Genomic DNA, 23242 nt, shown 5'->3' with positions numbered 1-23242 from the left:
AAAATACTTGTTGTTTAATAAAGCATAGCGATTTCGCTATGCTTTTTTTATATTTATTGATATAACTCTTGAATACAAATTGTATATTGTAAAAAAGAAATCCTATCAGTTTGCAGATGGTGTTTAAAGTGTGTGTTAAATATTTTTCAATAAGCTTTTTGAGTGTGTTGCTGTTCCTACTGATGGGAGGAGAAGCAATTGCACAAGAATTTATCCGTGGAAAGGTTGTTGACGCACAGACAGGAAAGGGGATTAGTCGCGTCTCCATCAACTGGGTTGGGGAGGATGGCGGTGGCGTCAGCGATACGCTTGGTTATTTTAAGATTCTGGATAAAAAACAATACAAGCAATTGGTATTTGGGGCTGTGGCTTATGAACGAAGGACAGTTGATGTCCGTCGTGGGCGTGATTCTTTGATGACTGTCCGGTTAACGGCGAAAGATAATACCTTGGATATGGTTGTTATTAATAGAAAAAATAAGAAGCCGAAAGATCCTGCGATTGCTTTAATAGAGCAGGTAATTGCCCATCGCTCACAAAATCATTATAGTCGTATCCCTGAAATTCGTTTTGACGAATATGAGAAGACGCAATTTGGCTTTGTAAACCCTGAAGATAAAGCCAAGAAATTTCCAAAGCCGTTTCGGTTTCTTTTTGAGAATATAGATTCAGCTGTATTTAGGGGGGTAACAATAGCACCATTCTATTTGGAGGAAAATTATGCGAATGTTTATTCTTCATATGATCCTAACCGAAGCAAGAAGATCGTTATCAGCCATAATCAAACCGAACTAAATCCCCGTTTTTTTAATAACGACAATTGGCAGACCCGTTTTCAAACAATACTTCGAGATGTCGATCTCTATGACAATACCATACAGGTTACGAATAAGGGTATATTGAGTCCAATAGCCAGCGGCGCAACAGCCTTTTACAAATATCGTATACAGGATACCATTCAAATAGCTGGTAAAGACTATATCGAACTTCATTTTGAGGGTAAGTCAAAGATTGATTTATTGTTCTACGGTGTACTTTTGATATCAGATGATACACGTTATGCTGTTCATCAGGCGACACTGAATATTGGAAAGACTGCAAATATCAACTGGATTAATGATGTACAGATTGATCTGGGGTACAGCGAATTTAAAAATGGTAGTATGCTTCCGGTACATACCGATTTGAAAATGTTGATTGGAGGAAGTAAATCCGACGTTTTATATGGCCGGCGCGAAACGCAATATCTGGGGCATCGGACAGATTCAATCTCAAATGAGAATTTTGTTGGTGTCCCTGTTGAAAAAAGGTACCTGCTGCAGTCTGCAACAAAAGTCCCAATAGTTCAAGTCAGACCTACACCACTAAGCAAGGCAGAATTGGGAGCCTATCAGAAAGTCGACTCCGTTCAAAACATGCGTTCTTTCAATCAGTTAGTAGCATTAGGCTATCTATTGGCCAAGGGATATTATAATGCAGGGAAGGTTGAGTTCGGACCATTAGAGTATCTCTATAGTCGGAATAACTATGAAGGCAATCGTATTCGATTGAGTGGTCGGACAACGCGTTTATTTTCCGAGAAAGCATTTATAGAGGGTTATACCGCCTATGGAGATAAAGACAAGGAAATAAAGTATTATCTGAGTACAGCATTTACATTAAATGGCGAACGTATTGTTCAATTCCCCGCGAACTACCTGCGCTTTACCGTCCAGCACGATGTCATGGAGCCGGGGCGCAATTTAGGCTTCCTAAAAGGGGACGGATTTTTCAGGTCCTTTGGAAAGAACAGACCGAATAAGTGGCAATTCAATGATATCTATCGCCTTGATCATCTGATCGAATTCGGTAACCATGTTAGTATTGGAACTGCATTTACACATACCCGTAGACAGCCTAGGGGCGATTTATTTTATGTGAATAGTTTACCTAATCCAGACACTATCCGTCGCGTAAATACCAACGATCTACAAGTCATTTTGCGCTGGGCTCCAAATGAAGATTTTACTTATCATAATCTGGATCGTGGAACGGTAGAAAACAAATATCCAATTTTTACTCTTCAATATAACAAGGGTTTAAAAGGCTTTTGGGGGGCAGATTATAGTTATGATGCTTTGCGATTTAGTGTGTTCAAAAGATTATTTCTATCTCCGGCAGGTCAGGCCGATCTTCAGTTTTCAGGTGGAAGGATCTGGGGGAAACATTTGCCATATACCCTATTAGAGCTTCCCGAAGTCACTAGAGATAAATCTGGGCCTTTGGTAAATTTTGATTTGATGGCCACTTCGGAATTTGCATCGGATCAGTTTTTAAAATTGACCTATTATCACAATTGGAACGGTTTTTTCTTCAATAGAATCCCTTTGTTTAAAAGACTGAAATGGCGTGAAGTTACTGGCTTTAAGGCTTTCTATGGAAAATTAAGCGACGTGAATAATCCTTTTGTTACCCCTGAAAATATTCAGTTTGAGGCGGATAAAGATGGTATCATTCAAACTAAAGCAGACCGCGATAGACCCTATGTTGAAGGTTTGGTAGGCGTGGATAATATATTTAAATTGCTTAGATTAGAGTATAAAAAAAGATTGAGCTACAAAGGTGGAGATGGGGTTCCTTCAGATACCTTCACCGCATCCATACATTTTAATTTTTAGCTTTATGATCCAATATTCGAACTTAAAATATGAGGTTAAAGATAGCATTGGCTATATTATAATCGATCGCGAACCTCAAATGAATGCCCTGAATCAGGAGACACTCGATGAGTTACAGGAGATTTTTAGGCACTTTAATGCGGATAATCATGTGCGTGGTATTATTTTGACAGGAGCTGGACACAAAGCTTTCGTGGCCGGTGCAGATATCAAAGAGTTTACCGACCTGTCTGTCGTTCAGGCCCGTTGGTTGAGCGAGCGCGGCCATATTATATTTACAGATCTTATCGAGGCAGCTCCGAAACCTGTTATAGCCGCTATCAATGGTTATGCGTTAGGGGGCGGACTTGAGATGGCATTAGCCTGTCATATACGTATCGCTTCTGAAAATGCAAAAATGGGACTTCCGGAGGTTTCACTGGGATTAATACCGGGTTACGGAGGTACACAGCGCCTGCCCGCGTTAATAGGAAAGGGACGAGCGATGCAGATGATCCTGATCGGCGATATGATTGATGCGCAAAAAGCTTATGAAATGGGCATGGTTAACGAAGTGGTCCCGCAAGAAAAGCTAATCGCTAGAGCAGAAGAAATCCTTCAAAAAATATTTACACGGTCACGTGTTGCGGTTGCCAATGCCATTGATGCTATCAATGCCGCCGGAGATAAAAAACGGGATGGTAGTAAGGTGGAGATGGATGCATTTGGTCATTTGTTCGGCACAGACGACTTCAAAGAAGGAGTTTCCGCTTTTCTTGAAAAAAGATCCCCCAAATTTCCTCTGTAAAAGTAGCCCTACCTGTGGGGTAACGCGACGTAGCAACGCTATAAATTGTTAGGCTGATCTTCTTTCACCTAAGGTAGACTATAGATAGGAACCTATCTGAAATAGACCCATGCTAAATGGGGCTATCAGAAATCAACACTATTTCTGATACTTTTTCCGGTAATCTTGGGGGGACATCTTCATTTCTTTGGTAAAAGCTTTGGAAAAATGAAATGGATCATAGAAATTCAATTTGAAAGCGATCTCTTTAATTTTCAGTAGCGTAAATTGTAAATAGGAGCAGGCCCTTTGCATGCGTAACTGATTGTAGTATACCATGGGAGGATAGGATGTTTTTTGCTTGAAGAGGTTAATCAAGTGGGATTTTGAATAATTGAAATGAGCTGAAATTTCATCTAAACTAATGTTGCTCTCCAGATTGTCCTTCATAAACATGATGATATCCTGAATGATATTATCATGTTTAATTCGATTACTCTCCTCGTATTGCGCTGAATATTTGATAGATGCCAAAAAATATTGAAGGCAGAAGCTCGTGTATTCTAAATTTTCCGGACTATACCCCATTTCCAAATTTTTGTAAATACTTTCGAACAGCTGAAAACGATCAGTATGTTTGTTTGAGTCAGTATCATTGATATGAATGATCTGCCCGATTATGTTCTCAAAAAGGGAAGCCTCCGTGCCCTGAAAGTGGATCCAATAAATACTCCAGGGATCATTGGCTTTGGATCCATAGGAATGTGTTGTATTTTTTGGAATGATATAAAGGTCGTTCCTAGAAAGATTATATAGCATTTCATCCTGTTTGATCCAACCGCGTCCTTTCTCACAATAGATCAAAATATATTCTGTACAGCCTTCCTGTCGATCGCGGTAATGCTTTTTTGCTGTCGGATAGTAGCCGATATGTGTGATGTGCAATTTTGAAGTGATATTATTCAGTGCTTGATAGTTGCACACGGAATAGGGAAGCACAATAGCCTTCTCTCCTTTAAATCCTTCTGCAATTACATCCGTATCTCGAATCATAAGTTAGGAAATTTGGTATATGCTGTAAAAATAATAATATTTTACATGTTTATCGTGCTCACTTACATGATTCTCACGCAGTATTCCTGTAATTTTACGTCAATAAATCTAAATATGTAAATTCTTATGCAAAAGACCGCGACGACGTATTTGCTGTTAATCACTTTTGTGGCCGCTATTGGTGGGTTTCTTTTTGGCTACGATTGGGTTGTTATTGGAGGGGCGAAGCCTTTCTATGAGGCATATTTTCATTTGGAATCTGACCCAGCACTTCAAGGTTGGGCGATGTCGTCAGCGATTGTAGGCAGTTTTATCGGCGTATTACTTTCAGGAGGCTTGGCAGATCGTTATGGAAGAAAACCATTGATCTATACCGCCGCAATTCTATTTATTATTTCTTCGGTGGGGACGGGTATGGCTGCTGACCTTAACATCTTTATTATCTATCGGGTGCTCGGCGGAATAGGTATAGGCGTAGCTTCCAATTTGGCACCAATGTATATTGCCGAGATAGCACCTGCGGAGAGTCGTGGAAAATTTGTTTCGATCAACCAACTGACGATCGTATTGGGAATACTCGCTGCGCAAATTGTCAATTGGCTAATTGCAAAACCTGTGTTACCTGACGAGATTATCGCGACAACATGGAATGGACAGCAGGGCTGGCGGTGGATGTTTTGGGCAGGAGCGATTCCAGCAGTTATTTTTTTATTACTGCTTTTCCTGATCCCGGAAAGTCCAAGATGGCTATACAACAAAGGAAAACATGAAGAGGCCAGACGTATCTTTTTGCGGATGGGTGGTGATTATTATGCTAACGAAAACATGGCCACCATTGACGCTGCCAATAAAAACCATAATAAACTAAAGAAAAGAAATCTATTTAGGGGGAAATTATTGCAGTTGTTGCTGCTCGGAAGTTTTATCGCAGTCTTTCAACAATGGTGTGGCATCAATGTGATCTTTAACTATGCGCAAGAGATTTTTACAGCTGCAGGATACACGGTTTCGGGGATGCTCTTCAATATTATTATAACCGGTGTGATCAATGTCATCTTTACCGTCGTAGGAATGTATATGGTCGATAGGGTCGGGCGTCGCGCATTAATGTTGTTTGGTGCTGCGGGACTTTTTGGTATTTATGCGGCTTTAGGTGCTTGCTACTATTTTAATTGCAGCGGCATCTTTGTACTTCTTCTGGTATTAGCTGGAATTGCGGTTTATGCGATGACATTAGCGCCGGTGACCTGGGTTATCATTGCTGAAATTTTCCCTACGGCAGTTAGAGCTCAAGCGATGGCTATAGCTACCTCGCTATTATGGATAGCATGTTTCGTACTTACCTATACCTTTCCGATATTGAATCAAAGCTTGGGAGCGGCGGGCACATTTTGGCTCTATGGAATAGTCTGCTTGATTGGCTACGTCTTTTTGTGGGGGCAATTGAAAGAGACCAAAGGTAAAAGTCTCGAGGAAATTGAACAGGAATGGTCTGATGAAGCCATAACACCCTGATTTTTGCATATGGGAATCCATTTTATAATTAAATCAACTTACAGTATATAACCTAATAGCTCTTTAGAACATGACAGAATTGACACGTTACCTGATTAAATCTACAGTCGATCAGTGCGGCATAGTAAAAGTTTGGGAGGAACCTGTGGCGATACCAACCTACGAGGTTGGTACGATGGAAAAAAATCCGATTTTTGCTGAAAAACGTGTATACCAAGGTAGCTCGGGTGTGGTATATCCTTATCCCATTATTGAAAAAATTAGTGATGAGAAACAGGATAAGATCTATCAGGCACTATTTATTGAAAATGAATATATCAAAGTGATGATTCTGCCTGAACTCGGCGGAAGGATCCACATGGCCTATGATAAAGTCAGAGAACGGCATTTTGTTTATTATAATGAGGTGATAAAGCCGGCTCTGGTAGGGCTTACAGGCCCTTGGATTTCGGGTGGAATCGAGTTCAACTGGCCTCAGCATCACCGTCCGACGACCTTTATGCCAACAGAATATTTAGTTGAGCATAATGCAGATGGCAGTGTGACCGTATGGTGCAATGAAATCGAACGCATGTTTCGCATGAAGGCCATGCAGGGATTTACACTTTATCCCGACAAAGCCTTTATTGAAATAAAGGTGCAGGTCTATAACCGCACGGCCTTACCGCAAACTTTCCTCTGGTGGGCCAATCCAGCTGTTGTCGTCAATGATGACTATTACTCTGTTTTTCCACCTGATGTAAATGCAGTTTTTGATCATGGCAAAAGAGAAGTTTCAACATTTCCGATCGCGACAGGAACCTATTATAAATACGATTATTCAGCTGGAGTTGATATAGCACAATATAAGAATATTCCTGTTCCGACATCCTATATGGCCATCCAATCAAAATATAATTTTGTGGGAGGTTACGAGGCAGGAGACACCAATGCGGGTATGTTGCACGTTGCGGATCACCACATTTCTCCGGGAAAGAAGCAATGGACATGGGGTAACGGGGATTTCGGTTTAGCTTGGGACCGGAATCTGACGGACGAAAATGGTCCTTATATCGAATTAATGGCAGGTGTTTACACCGACAATCAGCCCGATTTTGCTTGGTTACAGCCTTATGAGGTGAAATCATGGTCACAATATTTTATGCCCTATGCGGCTGTTGGTCATGTGAAGAATGCAACGAAAGAGCTTGTCCTCAATATGGAGGTCCATCAGCAGCGTGCCGACATTATTCTATATGCAACAGCTGCATTTGAAGGACTTAATATTGTTCTGAGGGATAAGCAACGGAGAATATATCTCGAAGAAAAGATCCATTGTTCCCCCCGTGATATTTATAAACAAACTGTTTCTGGTTTGCAGAGTGATCCATTTGATTTGATTCTATCGGTTTATGATAGTGATCAAAATGAAATGTTGCATTATCAATTGGAAAAACAAAAAGATATTACAGATATTCCAGAACCGGCTCAAGCTGCGTCAATACCAGAGGACATTCAATCTGTGGAGGAATTGTTCCTAACAGGACAACACCTTGAACAATATCGGCACGCAACCTATAACCCTGTGGATTACTATCTTGAGGCATTGCGACGGGATCCGCATGATGCACGATGTAACAATGCAATGGGTGCTCTTTTATTGAGAAATGGAAAGATCGCCGAATCCATCCCTTACTTCCGTACCGCAATTACGCGACTTACCGAACGTAATCCAAATCCTTACGATGGCGAGGCCTATTATAATCTAGGCTTAGCTTTACAATTATCCGGGGAACTGGAAGTTGCCTATGTCGCTTTTTACAAGGCAACCTGGAATGCTGCCTGGCAGGATGCAGGTTATTTTGGGCTTGCACAGATAGATGCAACGCGTGGACAGTGGGACGTTGCTCTGGAAAAAATAGAACGTTCAATAAACCGAAATTGGAAACATCATAAAGCCCGGCAATTAAAAACTTCGATTTTAAGAAAACTGGGGCGGGTAGACGAAGCGTTGAGTTACATTAAAGATTCTCTGGAAATAGATCCATTCAATATAGGCTGTCAATTTGAATGGTACTTGCTGACAAAGGACGAGACTATATTATTGCCTATTCTAGACTTATGTAAAGTCAATGTACAGAGTGTGGTGGAATATGCATTGGATTTTGTTCAAGCTGGTCTGTATGAAGAAGCCATCCAGTTATTGGAAAAAACAATCGATGATCCGCAAATGGTATATCCAATGATATATTATGCACTGGGTTATTTTAACGCCTGTATCGGACAAAATAATCAAGCAAAAGCCTATTATGACAAAGCTCGTATTATGGACCCGACTTATTGCTTCCCAAATCGGTTGGAAGAGATCGTTATACTTCAGGATGCAATCCTGCACAATAATGACGATGCAAAAGCATATTACTACCTGGGGAATCTATGGTACGGCAAGAGACAACATCAAGATGCGGTAGACTGTTGGGAGCAAGCAATACAATTGGATCAACAATTCCCTACCGTTTTCCGGAATCTGGCTCTGGCCTATTATAATCGAATGGGACGAAAAGAGGAGGCTGTTGCTTTGCTTGAAAAAGCATTTGCATTGGATGAGACAGATGCGCGGTTGCTGATGGAACTCCACCAGCTCTATAAGAAACAAGGATACAATTACGCGGAAAGATTGATGCTATTGGATCGCTATGCAGATCTTGTCGTTAGTCGAGATGATCTTTTCTTGGAACGGATTACACTTTTCAATCTTCTGGGACGGTACCAAGAGGCTCGACAATTGCTGGCTTCCCGACAGTTTAAACCTTGGGAAGGTGGGGAAGGGAAGGTGTCCCGTCAATATACAATCTGTCATCTGGAACTGGCAAAAGAAAGATTAAAAGCCAATGATCCAAAGGGAGCCTTAGCCTTGTTGACAGCTATTGACAGCTATCCGCATAATCTTGGTGAGGGCAAACTGATTACAATGGAGGAGAACGATATTTATTATTACAAAGGTGTTGCATACGGTTCGTTGGGTAATGAGGAGGAGGCAACAGCCTATCTCATCAAAGCTACACAGGGGGCTCAGGAACCCCAACAGGCTCTTTTTTATAATGATCCACAACCAGACAAGATCTTTTTCCAAGGGCTGGCATGGCTTGAGCTTAAACAAGAAGAAAAAGCTGAACAATGTTTCCAAAGTCTAATTGATCATGGTAAAACTTATCTAGACAAACCTTTTAAAATCGATTATTTTGCAGTTTCATTGCCTGATATGGATATCTGGGAGGATGATCTTGACCATAAAAATAGGATTCATTGTTTTTATGTAATGGGCTTGGGTTACTTAGGTAAAGGAGATTCCGATCTGGCTAAGAAATATCTTGCACAGGTGAGGCAATTAGAGCCCAATCATCAGGGTTGTTTATCAATACTACGCTCTTTTATAGCGGAAGTCACCCTAAATAATTAAATTCAGACATGCATCGTTATCTCATTTTATTGCTTGCTCTTCTACAGAGCTACTGTGTTTTGGCAGTTGGAGGGCATCAGCTCAATCTTGCCGGACAATGGAGTGTACAACTTGATCCAGAGGATATGGGTGTGAAGAACGGTTGGACTAATAGGTCTTTCACAACACCCATTAAATTACCTGGGACAACTGACGATGCAGGACTGGGAGCTGCGAATAGCTTAACCCCGGCGCTTACAAAACCCCAACTTTCACATCTGACAAGGAAACACCGGTATGTGGGGGCGGCTTGGTACAGCAAGGAGCTATTTATTCCAAAAGGCTGGGCGGGTAAAGAAATGATCCTGAAGCTGGAGCGGATTATATGGGAGTCCAATGTCTGGGTTGACGGTGTAGAAATTCCGCAAAAACAGCGCAGTCTGGTAGGTTCACATGAATTTGATTTAAGTTCTTTTTTAAAGGTTGGAAAAAAGCACCGTCTGACTATCCGAATTGATAACCGCAAGAAGCTGGCGATCAGTGTCGATGATATGGCGCATGCCTATACGGATCATACCCAGATTATGTGGAACGGAATGATCGGTTCGATGTACATTGAAGCAATGGATCGAGTTCATATCAAGCAAGTAAGTACTTTTCCGATTTTGACAGCAAAACGTGTAGACCTGCGGGTAGTTCTTTCGAATAAAACACAAGGAAATACTGGTAGTACACTCCGGGTAAGAGCCAAATTTAAGGGTGATAGCAAGTATCTTCCGACAATAGAAAAGGAGGTTTTATTAGCCCCAGGTGATTCCACCATACAATTAAGCTATGATCTGGGCGCGAAAATCCGGTCATGGAGCGAATTTTCACCAAATCTCTATGATGTCGAAGTGGTGTGCCAATCGGGTGAGGGAGTCAATGTGATGAGTACATCATTTGGTATGCGTGAATTGTCAAGGGAGGGAACGGTCATGAAAATCAATGGGCTGCCTCTGTTTCTTCGGGGGACATTGGAATGCAGTATTTTTCCGTTGACAGGGCATCCCCCAATGGACAAAGCAGGATGGAAGAAGGTCTTTTTGACTGCAAAGGAATGGGGACTCAATCATTTACGGTTCCATTCTTGGTGCCCTCCGGAAGCTGCTTTTGCTGTAGCTGATGAAATGGGGTTCTATCTTCAGGTCGAATTGCCTATCTGGGAAAATAATGCTGGTAAGGATGATGCAGTGCTACGTTTTTTATATGAGGAAGCCGATAAGATGATCAGGCAATATGGCAATCATCCATCGTTTTGCTTTTGGAGTATGGGAAATGAGCTGAGTGGCGACTTCGATGCCCTTAACGCACTGGTAAAAAATCTAAAAGAGAAAGATAGGAGACATCTATATACGGCGACATCATTTACTTTTCAACAAGGACATGGAATTGTCGGCGAACCTTTTGACGATTTTCTGATTACGCAGTGGACGGCAAAAGGTTGGGTGAGAGGACAGGGGGTTTTTAATAGTGAACCTCCTGTCTTTAATAAAAATTACAGCGCTTCATTGGATGGCGTTTCGATTCCTGTGGTTACTCATGAGATCGGACAATATGCTGTTTATCCCAATTTGGCGGAGATCAAAAAGTATACTGGCGTTTTAAAGCCGTTAAACTTTATTGCTGTAGCCGAAGATCTTAAACGCAAGGGTTTATTGCATAAAGCGAAGGCATATACCATGTCGTCAGGCAAGTTGGCAGCAATTCTCTATAAAGAAGAGCTGGAACGGGCCTTAAAAACACCAGGCATCAGCGGTTATCAATTATTGGATCTCCATGATTTCCCGGGCCAAGGCACGGCTTTGGTGGGGCTATTGGATGCCTTTTGGGATAGTAAGAACATTCTTTCAGCAGCTGAATTTAGGCAGTTTTGTGCACCAGTAGTTCCCCTGCTCCAGTTTTCCAAAGCCATATATACCAATGATGAAGTATTTGAGGGGATTTTAGACATCAGCAATTATGGAGTTGCAGCATTGAGCGATCAGTTGGTCGAGTGGTCTATGAAAGATGGTACGAAAACTGTTGCAAAAGGTCACTTTCAAACAGTCGTAGGTCAGGGGTACAACGGGAATGCGGGCCGTTTTGAAGTGCCACTGCAGGCTATACAACAAGCTAAAAAGTTGACAGTTCATATTAATCTCAAAGGCACGAGCTATGAAAATCATTGGAATATATGGGTGTATCCTAAAGAAAATCAAATTGATTTTGCTGATGTAAGCTATACAAGGGAGCTGGACGAAGCTTTACGGCTGTTGCAGGCAGGTAAAAAGGTCCTTTTAAATCCTGATTGGAAAAAAATTACAGGTATTGAAGGCAAGTTTGTTCCGGTATTTTGGAGCCCGGTACATTTTCCGAAGCAGGCTGGGACAATGGGATTGCTCTGTGATCCAAAACACCCTGTATTCGCTGATTTTCCGACAGAGGGACATACCGACTGGCAGTGGTGGGACCTACAGATCAAATCGACAACAATGTTGATGGATCAGATCAAAGGTGGCGAAACCCTTGTAGAGATGATAGATAATTTTGCAAACAATAGAAAATTAGCCTCACTATTTGAGGGGGCAGTGGGGAATGGTAAACTGATGGTCGCCTCATTTGACCTCGCGACTGATTTGGATCAGCGACCTGTTGCAAAACAGATGTTGCAATCCATACTCACCTACATGAAAAGTTCTAAGTTTGGGCCAAAAGTTATCGAAAATCCTGAGGTATTGCAGAAGATTTTACAATATAAAGAATTGCAGGAAAAGGCTGCTCCCGGTGCTATTTATTAGTTTGATATATTCAGGTTAAAATTTGTATATCAATAATTTTGGTAAGAAAAACGGAGTTGCAGGACTTGGGCGAAACAAAAAAATAATATATATATAATATAAGCTGATGCGCAAGTAATTTATTTTTATGAGAAAATGAAACTTTAAATAAAAAAAGGCGGTGCTGTTGAAATAATTGCTAAATTGTCTCAATAAACTGATTTTACCGGAAAAGAAAAACGACCAATATACTGAAGCGTTGGGACTTGGGTTATGAGAAAAGAATTTTATGAAGCTAATTTGGTTCAGGATCTCGCTATGGGAAGTGAGGCCGCTTTGCTACAGTTTTACCAGCTGTATGCAGATCGAATCTTTGATGTTTCCTTTCATTTGTTGAAAGATACGGGATGGAGCGAAGATATTGTGCAGGAGGTGTTTGTTAAGCTGTGGACCAATCGTATGAGCATAAAACAGGATGTAGATCTTTGGCCATTTCTATATGTTTTGGCCAAAAGAGAGTGCTTTAACAAACTAAGGAGTATTAAGCGTTCACATGCTGCTTTTGAACTATTAGCATATCACATCGAAAGCCAATCGGAGACCGCTGATCGAATGGTCGAACGAAAAGAGCTGTCCGAAGAAATTGAGGGTTACCTTTCCCAGTTACCGGCTCAACAAAAACTTATATTTACCTTGAGCAGGGTCGATGGAGTTCCCTGCCAACAAATAGCTGAAGAACTAAACCTCTCTAAAAACACGGTAAAAAATCATCTTGCCAGAGCATCAAAATCACTGAAACAGGCCCGATCTGGAAGAAACCTGTTATTATCCCTATTTTTTTATTTTTTTTAAAAAAAGAATATTTCATGTAGTCCTTTTTTGCTCTTGTGGTGTACTGTCTAAAATAAACTTAGAAAGTACGAACCAATTTGACCATGCAAGAAGAAAGACTACGCTATTTGCTGACCAATTATTTCCGAAATACAATCTCGCGGACTGAGTTAAAAGAGATGTTGGATAAATTGGATGATCTGGATGAATCCCAGTTTTCATTTCTCTTTGAGCGTATGGAGGAGGAGATCCCAGTTCGTTCAGAACTATTTGACAGGGATAGTGTGGCCAGGCAGCTCTCCCATCGTATTCAAGAAAATAAAGAAGAATCAGCAGACAGTGGAAGAAATAGAATAAACTATGTCAAGTGGGGGAGTTTAGCCGCTGCGGTTGTTCTTTTTTGTTTTTCGATCGTATACTTTGTAAAGCGTGAAGCGGCGCCAATAACACATCCCAAACAGGTTTTAACGAATGAGATCGCTCTCCCTGATGGGAATGCCCCCATACTTACACTGTCTACAGGTGAGCAATATTCGATTTCTGCCGATAATCCCAAGTCGTTGGACAAGGGTAATCTGACTATTGTTAGAGACAGCGATGGAACGTTGCTATATCAACTGAAACATGGTGAGCGTGGTTCTGAAAAACGGACATTTCATAGCCCCAAAGGGAGTGCTTTGACACTACAACTGATTGATGGGACAAAGGTATATTTGAATTCAGGATCCAGTTTAACTTACCCCGTACATTTTGAGACCGCCAATAGATTAGTTTTCTTAGATGGTGAGGCCTATTTTGATGTCGCCCATGATCCCGCGAAGCCCTTTATCGTAGAAACAAAGCAAACACGGATTAAAGTTTTGGGAACACAGTTTAATGTGTCATCCGATTTAACCAAAACCAAAACTCTGACGACTTTGATCAAAGGTAAAGTAGAGGTTAGCTTGGGCGGCACGCATAAAATTCTAGCCCCGGGTATGCAAGCGGAGTCAGATCCACAACAACAGCAGATCGTATTGAAGCAGGCCGATCTAAAAGAGATCTTGGCTTGGCGCGATGGCTTTTTCCGCTTTACAGAAGATGATATAGAAACAGTGCTTCAAAAAGTAAAAGAATGGTATGATATCAAGGAGATCACGATACAATCGACTTCAACAGATACATTTACTGCTATGATGAAAAGAACCAAGAAGCTTTCAGATTTACTCAAGCAGCTCGAAAAGACATCCAATTATAAATTTAAAATTCAGGATGGGAGGGTCCTTGTTATGTGACAATACGAGATGAAGCTAAAAGTAATCGGAAGTGCTCGTAACACTCCCGATCGATGCTTAGCAATTAAATAGACCTAATTGAGTTATAAACCATTTAACACCAAACTTATACAAATGTATAAAAGGAATAGCAAAAGTTGCTTTTTTAAACAGAAATTCTTTGTAAAAGCATTTATCAGGATGAAAGTATGTATACTAATCCTCGTCATCTCCATGGTGCATGTCCATGCAGCTAGCTTTGGTCAACAAGTAACCTTGGATATAAAAAACGGACATTTGGTGGATGTCCTGGATGAGATTCAAAAACAAACGGGGTACGAATTTTTGTACAATAATAAATTAATCGATAAACAGAAGCGGGTGACCATTAAAGCAAAAAATAGAAACTTTAAGGAGGTCCTGCAAGAGTTTTTGACCGAAAGAAATCTCGCTTATGAGCTAAATCTGAATACGGTATTGATCGTTGCAAAACCTGCATCGTCTAACCTGCCACAAAGTGTCGCTCGAGTACAGAAAAAAAAGATTGCTGGGGTCGTTTCAGATGCAAAGGGGAATGCATTGGAGAGCGTCACCGTTGCGGTTAAAGGGACAAGTGTAGCAACAAAGACCGATGCACAGGGACGATATACCTTGGAAATAGAAGATCAGCACAAGACACTTGTGTTTTCCTTGGTGGGCTATCAACCTATCGAACAGCCTATCGGAAACTCAACCCAAGTAAACGTAACATTGGAAGCTGCGGTCAGTGATCTAGAGGAAGCTGTTGTTGTTGCTTACGGAAAACAGCGTAAAATCAGTGTAATAGGTGCTATTAGTAGTGTCTCACCACAACAGTTAAAAAGCCCCGTTGCGAAAATCAGTAGTTCATTGGCTGGACAAATGGCGGGAGTCGTTACTGTACAAGGCTCCGGTGAACCTGGATCGGCGACATCATTTTGGATACGGGGAGTCAGTAGTTTCGCTGGAAGTAACAGTCCATTGATCTTGGTCGATGGAATCGAACGTCCCATGGATTTAGTTGACCCTGAGGATGTGGAATCATTTTCCGTTTTAAAAGATGCGACAGCCACCGCTGTCTATGGGGTAAGAGGTGCCAATGGCATTGTGATCATCACAACAAAGCGTGGAAAGAAAAGTGCCAAACCGACAATCAATGCACGTGTAGAACGTGGTATGCTGGAACCCATACGACTACCAAAACTGGCCAATGCCGCACAATGGTTGGACTACTATCACGATCTTAATTATGAACAATCTGGTGTGGCACCACTATCGCCAGAGGAGATCAACAAGCATATAAATAAGTTAGATCCGGATGTATACCCTAATGTGGATTGGATGCAGGAAATATTTAAGAAAAGAACGTCCAATGGCAGGCTCAACATGAATGTAACTGGAGGTGGAGATTTTATTAAGTATTATGTGTCGGGTTCCTATATGAAAGAAAATGGGATTTTTCAACCTCGAAAGACATCCAACTATGATCCTTCTGTGAATTTCGACCGAATCAATTTCCGGTCAAATGTGGACATTAGGCTTTCACCTTCGACCGAAGTCAATTTAAATCTTTCCAATCAGTTTGAAACAAAGAATCGTTTAGGAGTGGATTTGGGAACCATGTATGATATCATCCTGCATACCACCCCCGTGGCCACTCCAACGCAATTTTCGACAGGAGCCTATGCAATGAGTCCCTATTATTTTCTAAATACAACAGGGTATTCGAAAGATTTTTGGAATAATGCACAGTCTTTGGTTGGAATAACGCAGGATTTCTCTGAATTAATCACGCCCGGATTAAGAGCCAATGTCAAATTTTCTTGGGATGCGAAGAACTCTACATCTTTGGATAGGCGGAAGAATCCAGTCACCTATTATGTAGACAAGAAGAATGCACGGGACAGCGATGGAAATCTTATTTTGATAGATAATGGTGCGGGAAGCGACTATTTCGAACTGGAAGACTTTCATTCTGGCGAACGGGCGATTAACTTTGAAAGTTCTCTGATGTATGATCGGCTGTTCGCTGACAAACATCGTTTAGGTGGGCTATTCTTATTTTCTATGCGCGAGCGAACGAATAATTTTCCAAGTAAAAATTACATTGCAGCGCTTCCTTATCGTAATACTGGGATTGCCTCCCGCCTAACTTATTCATATCAGGACCGCTATTTTATTGAAGGAAACTTTGGCTATAATGGATCGGAAAATTTTGCACCCAAAAAGCGTTTCGGATTCTTTCCGTCCTTGGCAATGGGCTACGTGTTGAGTAATGAATCGTTCTTTAAACCGTTATTGCCTGTGATAAATTTCCTAAAGATACGAGGATCCATTGGTAAGATCGGTAGTGATAAGATTGATGGGCGCCGCCGATTTGCCTATAACTCGGAGATGGAAGATCGTGGTGGATATACATTTGGCTTAGCAGGGAAGAAAATACTGACCGGAATTGCGACGGGTTATCCAGGAAATCCATTGGTCGCCTGGGAAAGCGCTTTGAAGCGCAATATTGGCGTGGAATTAACCATGTTCAATAAGTTGACGATTCAGGCGGATTATTTTGCCGAGAAACGTGAAGGGATTTATATTCCACAAGAAAGTGTTCCATCTATCGTCGGAGTTAATATAAAGCCGTTAGTAAATATCGGTAAAATGGAGAATAAAGGGATAGAAGGTTCTTTGGAATTTAACCATCATCAAGGAGATTTCGGCCTTCAGGTTCGGGGTAATATCACTTATAATCGCAACAAAAAAATCTTTGATGACAAACCCACCCCGATATGGGCCTACCAATCGGATATAGGACAACGTTGGGGGCAGCAACGTGGTCTAATCGCGATGGGTTTGTTTCAGTCGGAGGAGGAAATCGCACATAGTCCAGTACAAAAATTTAGCCCCCCACGTCCAGGAGATTTGAAGTACCGAGATATCAACGGCGATGGGCAGATATCTTCTGAAGATATGGTCGCTATCGGTGATACCGATATGCCGCAGTTGACGTATGGTTTTGGAACAAGTGTATCTTGGAGAGGTTTCGATATTGCAGCATTTTTTCACGGTGTGGGGGATATCACCCGGATTATTGCGGGAGGACCTTTGTACGGACAGACGGGCAATATCTGGAATTCGGGACAAATTTATGCAGATGTCGCGGATAACCGCTGGAGTGCTGATAATCCCAATCCAAATGCGCTCTACCCACGCCTGTCGCTTAACATTGCAAATAATTCCCAAGCATCAACATGGTGGCAGCGGGACATGAGTTTTATCCGCTTAAAGAATTTGGAGTTTGGCTATACATTACCCAAACAATGGATTGAAAAATGGAAGTTATCCTCCCTGCGTTTGTATGCACAAGGAGTGAATGTCTTTACATTCAGTAAATTCAAGTTATGGGATCCTGAACTGGAAACAGTGTCTGGAAGCAGCTACCCGCAAATGCGTGTGTTTAATATTGGTCTAAGTGTGATATTTTAACTGAAAAAATGATGAAAAAATATATTTACCTCCTGTCTTGTCTTTTGGTGCCATTTTTCTTTGGGGCATGCAGCAAGTATTTAGATGTCGATCTGGCCAATCAAAAAACCCTCGATGAGACGTTTATGAAGCGTATTACAACCGAGAGATATCTAGCTCAGGTATATGGTTATCTACCTGTTGAGCATGATCTGTTTAATAGTGAAGGGGGGAATGTCCCGCTGAGTGATGAAGCGCTATTTTCTTGGGTGGCTTGGGTGCCTTGGCTCAACTTCGCTAATGGAGGATGGGGTGTTACCACAGATGAATATGCGACTTGGGTACATAATTATCAAGGGATCAACCAGGCGACCGTTTTTATCAATAATATTGATAAAAACGTGGAATTAGATGAATCAACCAAAAGCATTATGAAGGCAGAAGCGAGATTCTTACGCGCGTATTTTTATTACTTGCTGTTAAGACGCTATGGGCCAGTATTTATTTGGGGTGATCGAGCTGCTGATGATAAGATCGACGCTAGGTCAGTGGATCGGATGTCTTTGCAAGCGAATGTAGATTTTATTCTCTCCGAATTTGATAAGTCAACAGCGGTGTTGCCGCGGGAGATTACAGATCAGGCATGGTATGGTCGCTTGACAAAAGGTGCCGTCATGGCTGCAAAATCGGAACTGTTAATGTATATGGCACGTCCCTTATTCAATGGCGCAAAATTATATGTTGGAATGAAGAATAAAAGTGGAGAATTCTTGTTTCCTCAGACTACCGATCTCACTAAATGGGAGCTGGCCGCCAAAGCGGCCAAAGATGTGATTGATTTAAATCTGTATGCACTGTATCAGGACAATAAAGAGACAAATTCCTTTCGTCGAGCTATAAAGTCTTATATGGGTATTTATTTCGAAAAATGGAATTCAGAAATTATTTGGGGCCGCTGGTCAGACGATGGTTTTAATTATAATGTCCGTACAGCTCCGCCCCGGGTAGTGACAACGGGCTGGGGTGGATATGCGCCATCATTGAAATTGGTAGATGGTTATCCCATGGCAAGTTCTGGACGATATCCGGTAACAGGGTATAGTACCAATGGCCAACCGATTATCGATGAAAAATCGGGCTATCAAGAAACAGGATTTACAGATAACTATGTTCACCCGTTGGACAATTTTGGGAACTTCAAAGCTCATAACAGTTGTGTGGGACGTGATGCCCGCTTCTATGCCTCTATTTTGGCTAATGGAATGTACTGGATCAATACATTACATGGCATGAAGAAGGTTACGTTTTTTGATGGCGGAACATCAACCTATACCACAACAGGTGACTGTGTAAAATCTGGGTACCTTTGGCGAAGAATGAGTGACCCGACAAATGATATCGAGTCGGGAAACTGGGGGCAGTTTGCTTGGCCCTATTATCGCCTTGCTGAGATATACCTCAATTATGCAGAAGCATGTAATGAAAAACCAAACCGGGATGAAGCGGAAGCATTGCGCTATGTCAATCTGGTGCGTGAACGTAGTGGATTGAATAAAATGGAGGTCGCTTATCCTGAAGTTTTAGGAAATAAGGAGTTGCTTCGGGTATTGCTCCGCAAAGAACGGATGGTAGAAATGGCTTTTGAGGGGCATCGCTATCCGGATCTAAGGACTTGGATGATCGCAGAGCAGGAAATGAACGAACCTTATTACACGCGCAATGTTGCCGCCAAAACGTATGAAGCCTCATGGGAAAGAACGAAGGATGTTTTTCCTGGAAGAAGAGTTTTTCAGTCAAAGCATTATTTCTTTCCGATACATCAAAAGCAATTGAGCGAGATGGTCAACATTACACAGAACTATGGATGGTAGTGCAAATTTACTAATACTGAAGAAGATGAAAAATTGTATTTCCTATTGTGTCTTCCTGTTGGCATTTGCCCTGATTCTTGGATGTCAGAAGGATGATCGAATGAATAATATGGTCGATGATACCATTTATTTCAGAGACTTTAAAGAAAATAAAATAACTGTATTTGACTGGGGGAAGTTTGATTACAATGTGACAGTCGTTAAAGCTGGAATTGGGCAGAAGGAAGCGAAGGTGAACTTTAAGATTGATGAAGCATATCTGGCTGATTATAACGCTCGAGAAGGGACAAATTATAGACTGCTTCCAGCAGATTGTTATACAATGGGTAATTCTGTTTTAACATTTGGGGATAAAGAAACGCAGCGAGATGTTCCATTTATCTTCGATACTGAGAAAATAAAAGCGCTACAAGGTAAATACAAAGAGCAATATGTGCTTCCCTGCCGTATTGAATCTGAGGGTGGCTTGTTGCAGCCGCTTAAGCCAGAGATGGGAGTCGTCTTACTAATACCTATTGTCAAGGATCCTTTTTTGGAGTTTATCTCGCCTGGATTGCAACTTGATCTGGTCAAATTGACGCCAACAAGTGCCGAACAGATAAAAGGGGAAGCAGGGGTCGCAACAAACTATCCTAATCAGTGGAGTCTTGATTATGAAATCGAGGAGTATCCAGCTGCTTTAGATGCATATAATGCAACCATAAAGGAGGAAGACAAGGATAAACGATTGAAATTGCTTCCAAAGGCAGCGTATCAGTTACCGCAGATGCCCTATAAGGTTGGAGAGAAGAAAAATAAGGCGACCTTTGATTTTACGATCATCAAAAAGGGGCTTGTTAGTGGAGCCACAAATTTATTTGGAGAATATGCCTTGCCTTTACGGATTAAATCTGTTTCAAAAAATAGTATTAATCCAGAAGCGTCAACCATATTAATACCCGTTTCATTTCAACCGCCAGATATCGCCCGTACAGGATGGAAGGTTATTCAGGCTTCATCCGAATGGATCGGTGGCGGTGAAAAGGAGAACATTCTGGATGGTAAAACGGAGACCTTTTGGCATAACGTATGGGTGGGGGGAGAACCGCCATTACCTCATTTCTTGATCATTGATTTGGGTAAAGAGCACGAAATGATGGCAATTGAGCTCATAAGACGAGCAAACAATGATCTGAAAACCGTATTATTTGAGGTTAGCACCGATAATAAAACCTATATTCCGGTAGGTAAAGTTGACTTTGGTACAAATAATCCAAAACATACACTTATGACCAATATTCCGACGACGAAAGCACGTTATTTGAAATGTATTGTTACTGAGAGTAACCGTCCACCTTCATCTGCTATCGCCGAAGTATATGTAAAGGGGCTGTAGCGATATTTGATATTTATCGTATTATCTGCAGGTAGATTGTTAGTATAGGGCTGTTCGAAAAAAATCGAATGGCCCTATTTTTCTTTAAGAGGAATATGTTAGTTGTTTAACAATAAGAGGCTTTTGTTACTTAATAAAGACTTTTTGTCAAGAGAAAAGGAAGATTTGTAAAGCAAATGGAATCTGCGTTTATCGGCTGTAAATGCATAAAATAGCCTATTTTTAAAGAGGTGGGGATCAAATTGAGCCAAAAATCAGGTATTCTTCCAATAATTTTGGCCCGATTTGACCCCCTATAAAAATCTTGAATCAGTTTTCGTGGTTACTTTCATGTGTGTGATAAATAAATTTCGCATTTCGCTGACCAAAATTTTATTTTTGCAATGTCATATGGTTACATCGAAAAAATGGTCACGGTGTTCTTATTGATTTTTATGGGTCTTGTTCAAAATTTGTCGAGGAGATAAAAAATAATGAGATATCTGCGTATTGGTATCTATTCAGATGGGACCAAAAAAAAATCCTGCAAACAAAATTTGCAGGATTTTTTTTTGGTAGCCCGTAGGGGAATCGAACCCCTGTTTCAAGAATGAAAATCTTGCGTCCTAACCCCTAGACGAACGGGCCATTTCCTTTGTGATGCTGCAAATATAGAAGCTTTTTCAATAAGCACAAAAAAAAAGTGCGCTTACATCGCTAATTCGCTGAAATTGAGAAAAATTATTTTTTTAAGCGACCTTAGCCAACAGCATATGCAAGCATATATTCATTGAATTTTTCATAATGTACCTCAAAAGTCTGGTGGGTCTGGTTGCTGTCCAGATCAAGTTTCAAGACACCTTGTTTTTGGTATTCGAAGGGTTGTATGGTCATGTTGTTTAAGAAAGAGACACCTGAATTCCCCTGAAGTTTATAGATTGCCTCTTTGGCACACCAACAGGCATACAACTGCTCGTATCGTGTATCCCCCTGTGAAATAAAAGCAAGTTCAACGGGTTTGAGAAACTTATGCTGGATCCGTTCAACTTTCGTCTTGATAATTTCCATATCTATCCCTACTTCTCCTTCGGTACTTATCATTGCTGCGGCATAGTCAAAAGAGTGCGAAAGTGATATTTTCTGCGGGAAATTGGCAAGGTAAGGTTTACCGTTAGCATCAGAAGGGCAGTCAATATAACGTGAAGTATTTAGTAAGGTCCGCAACAACACACGCGTAGCAAGCCAATGTAAGCGCCGCTTCCCCTTATTAAAAGAAGCTAATTTGGCCTTCTCACGCTCATCCAACTGAAGTTTGGACAATAAATCATCATCCGATTCTTCAATCCGCCAAATGGCAAATTTGGTTTGGCTATCTATTTCACGTAAATACACTAGACTCATACCCAAATTTAAAAAACAAATCGCAAATTATCGCACACTCAATGCCAAGCGATTTGAAAAGTTGATTAGCATGTCTGAAAAGAAGAGGACAAAATCAATTTGAGCGGATTGCTGAGATTAGCGTTAATAGCATTTGAAAAACGGGCTGCCGCTCGTCTTTGAAATGATCAAATGAGGCTGATCCGAACCCGACGGAGCGAATTATCAATAAAAACGAGCACTTTAAATAAAAAATAGCGTAAAAATTTGTGTGAGAACCGTATTTTTGAATTTATATAGCATGGCCTGATGCTCTTGCTATCTTGATACACATGATTTTATCGGATAAAAGAATTCTTGAAGAGATTGAAAATGGCAGCATTGTCATTCAACCATTTGATCGTAAGTGCTTAGGAACAAATTCCTACGATGTGCATTTGGGTAAATATTTAGCAACTTACGCAGATCGCGTTTTGGATGCCAAAAAACACAATGAAATTAATCATTTTGAAATTCCAGAGGAGGGTTTTGTATTGGAACCTAATACCCTTTATTTAGGTGTCACTCAGGAATATACAGAAACGCACAAACATGTTCCTTTTTTGGAAGGAAAATCGAGTACTGGTCGTTTGGGAATTGACATCCATGCGACAGCTGGTAAAGGAGATGTGGGCTTTTGCAATACATGGACATTGGAGATATCTGTTGCACAACCCGTGAGAGTCTATGCAGGTATGCCAATCGGTCAATTGATTTATTTTGCTGTAGAAGGCGAGATAGAGACTTTTTACAATACAAAGGGTAATGCAAAATATAATGGCAAGACTATCCGTCCTGTCGAATCCATGATGTGGAAGAATAGTTTCTAA

Annotated in this window: 13 protein-coding genes and 1 tRNA gene; 11 read left to right on the top strand and 3 right to left on the bottom strand. The window is 41.1% G+C overall.

Going from position 1 to position 23242, the window contains the following annotated elements:
* Positions 1 to 182 precede the first annotated feature (182 nt).
* Together ABFX33_RS23075 and ABFX33_RS23070 are read left to right on the top strand one after the other, a co-directional pair.
* Positions 183 to 2657 (top strand): DUF5686 family protein, encoded by a 2475-nt coding sequence (locus tag ABFX33_RS23075; protein ID WP_346088547.1) that lies wholly within the window; start codon positions 183 to 185, stop codon positions 2655 to 2657.
* A gap of 4 nt (positions 2658 to 2661) precedes the next feature.
* A complete protein-coding gene (locus tag ABFX33_RS23070; protein WP_346088545.1) occupies positions 2662 to 3444 on the top strand; it encodes an enoyl-CoA hydratase/isomerase family protein in 783 nt (260 codons plus the stop codon).
* A gap of 138 nt (positions 3445 to 3582) precedes the next feature.
* On the opposite strand, the gene ABFX33_RS23065 is transcribed toward ABFX33_RS23070, so the two are convergent.
* Entirely contained in the window at positions 3583 to 4476 is an 894-nt protein-coding gene (locus ABFX33_RS23065; protein WP_120260468.1) for an AraC family transcriptional regulator, read from the bottom strand.
* Positions 4477 to 4602: 126 nt separating this feature from the next.
* Between ABFX33_RS23065 and ABFX33_RS23060 the strand changes: the two genes are divergently transcribed.
* The 8 genes from ABFX33_RS23060 to ABFX33_RS23025 all read left to right on the top strand — a co-directional run bounded on the left by ABFX33_RS23060 (position 4603) and on the right by ABFX33_RS23025 (position 21014).
* Positions 4603 to 5991: a sugar porter family MFS transporter gene (locus ABFX33_RS23060; RefSeq protein ID WP_346088544.1), complete on the top strand. Its 1389-nt coding sequence runs from the start codon at positions 4603 to 4605 to the stop codon at positions 5989 to 5991.
* A 70-nt stretch (positions 5992 to 6061) separates the two neighbouring features.
* Positions 6062 to 9430, top strand: a complete 3369-nt coding sequence (locus ABFX33_RS23055; RefSeq protein WP_346088542.1) for a tetratricopeptide repeat protein — start codon at positions 6062 to 6064, stop codon at positions 9428 to 9430.
* 8 nt (positions 9431 to 9438) lie between these two features.
* The gene (locus tag ABFX33_RS23050) at positions 9439 to 12228 is read left to right on the top strand and encodes a sugar-binding domain-containing protein (RefSeq protein WP_346088540.1); all 2790 of its coding nucleotides are present in this window, start codon (positions 9439 to 9441) and stop codon (positions 12226 to 12228) included.
* Positions 12229 to 12480: 252 nt separating this feature from the next.
* Positions 12481 to 13059 carry an RNA polymerase sigma factor gene (locus ABFX33_RS23045; RefSeq protein ID WP_346088539.1) on the top strand — a complete coding sequence of 193 codons (579 nt, stop codon included), beginning with the start codon at positions 12481 to 12483 and terminating at the stop codon, positions 13057 to 13059.
* Between the two features lie 83 nt (positions 13060 to 13142).
* Positions 13143 to 14312, top strand: a complete 1170-nt coding sequence (locus ABFX33_RS23040) for a FecR family protein (protein WP_346088537.1) — start codon at positions 13143 to 13145, stop codon at positions 14310 to 14312.
* 180 nt (positions 14313 to 14492) lie between these two features.
* Positions 14493 to 17789: a TonB-dependent receptor gene (locus ABFX33_RS23035; protein WP_346088535.1), complete on the top strand. Its 3297-nt coding sequence runs from the start codon at positions 14493 to 14495 to the stop codon at positions 17787 to 17789.
* Positions 17790 to 17800: 11 nt separating this feature from the next.
* Positions 17801 to 19639: a RagB/SusD family nutrient uptake outer membrane protein gene (locus ABFX33_RS23030; protein WP_346088533.1), complete on the top strand. Its 1839-nt coding sequence runs from the start codon at positions 17801 to 17803 to the stop codon at positions 19637 to 19639.
* A gap of 25 nt (positions 19640 to 19664) precedes the next feature.
* Positions 19665 to 21014: a BT_3987 domain-containing protein gene (locus ABFX33_RS23025; protein WP_346088531.1), complete on the top strand. Its 1350-nt coding sequence runs from the start codon at positions 19665 to 19667 to the stop codon at positions 21012 to 21014.
* A 552-nt stretch (positions 21015 to 21566) separates the two neighbouring features.
* Here ABFX33_RS23025 and ABFX33_RS23020 read toward each other — a convergent pair.
* Positions 21567 to 21641 (bottom strand) — tRNA-Glu (locus ABFX33_RS23020).
* A gap of 111 nt (positions 21642 to 21752) precedes the next feature.
* On the bottom strand, positions 21753 to 22394 hold the full coding sequence (locus ABFX33_RS23015; protein WP_120260459.1) for a 4'-phosphopantetheinyl transferase family protein: 642 nt from the start codon (positions 22392 to 22394) through the stop codon (positions 21753 to 21755).
* Positions 22395 to 22705: 311 nt separating this feature from the next.
* Between ABFX33_RS23015 and dcd the strand changes: the two genes are divergently transcribed.
* Entirely contained in the window at positions 22706 to 23242 is a 537-nt protein-coding gene (dcd, locus tag ABFX33_RS23010; protein ID WP_120260458.1) for a dCTP deaminase, read from the top strand.

This window comes from Sphingobacterium ginsenosidimutans, assembly GCF_039536865.1.
In the GTDB taxonomy this organism is placed as follows: domain Bacteria; phylum Bacteroidota; class Bacteroidia; order Sphingobacteriales; family Sphingobacteriaceae; genus Sphingobacterium; species Sphingobacterium detergens.
This window is presented reverse-complemented; position numbering and strand designations above follow the sequence as displayed.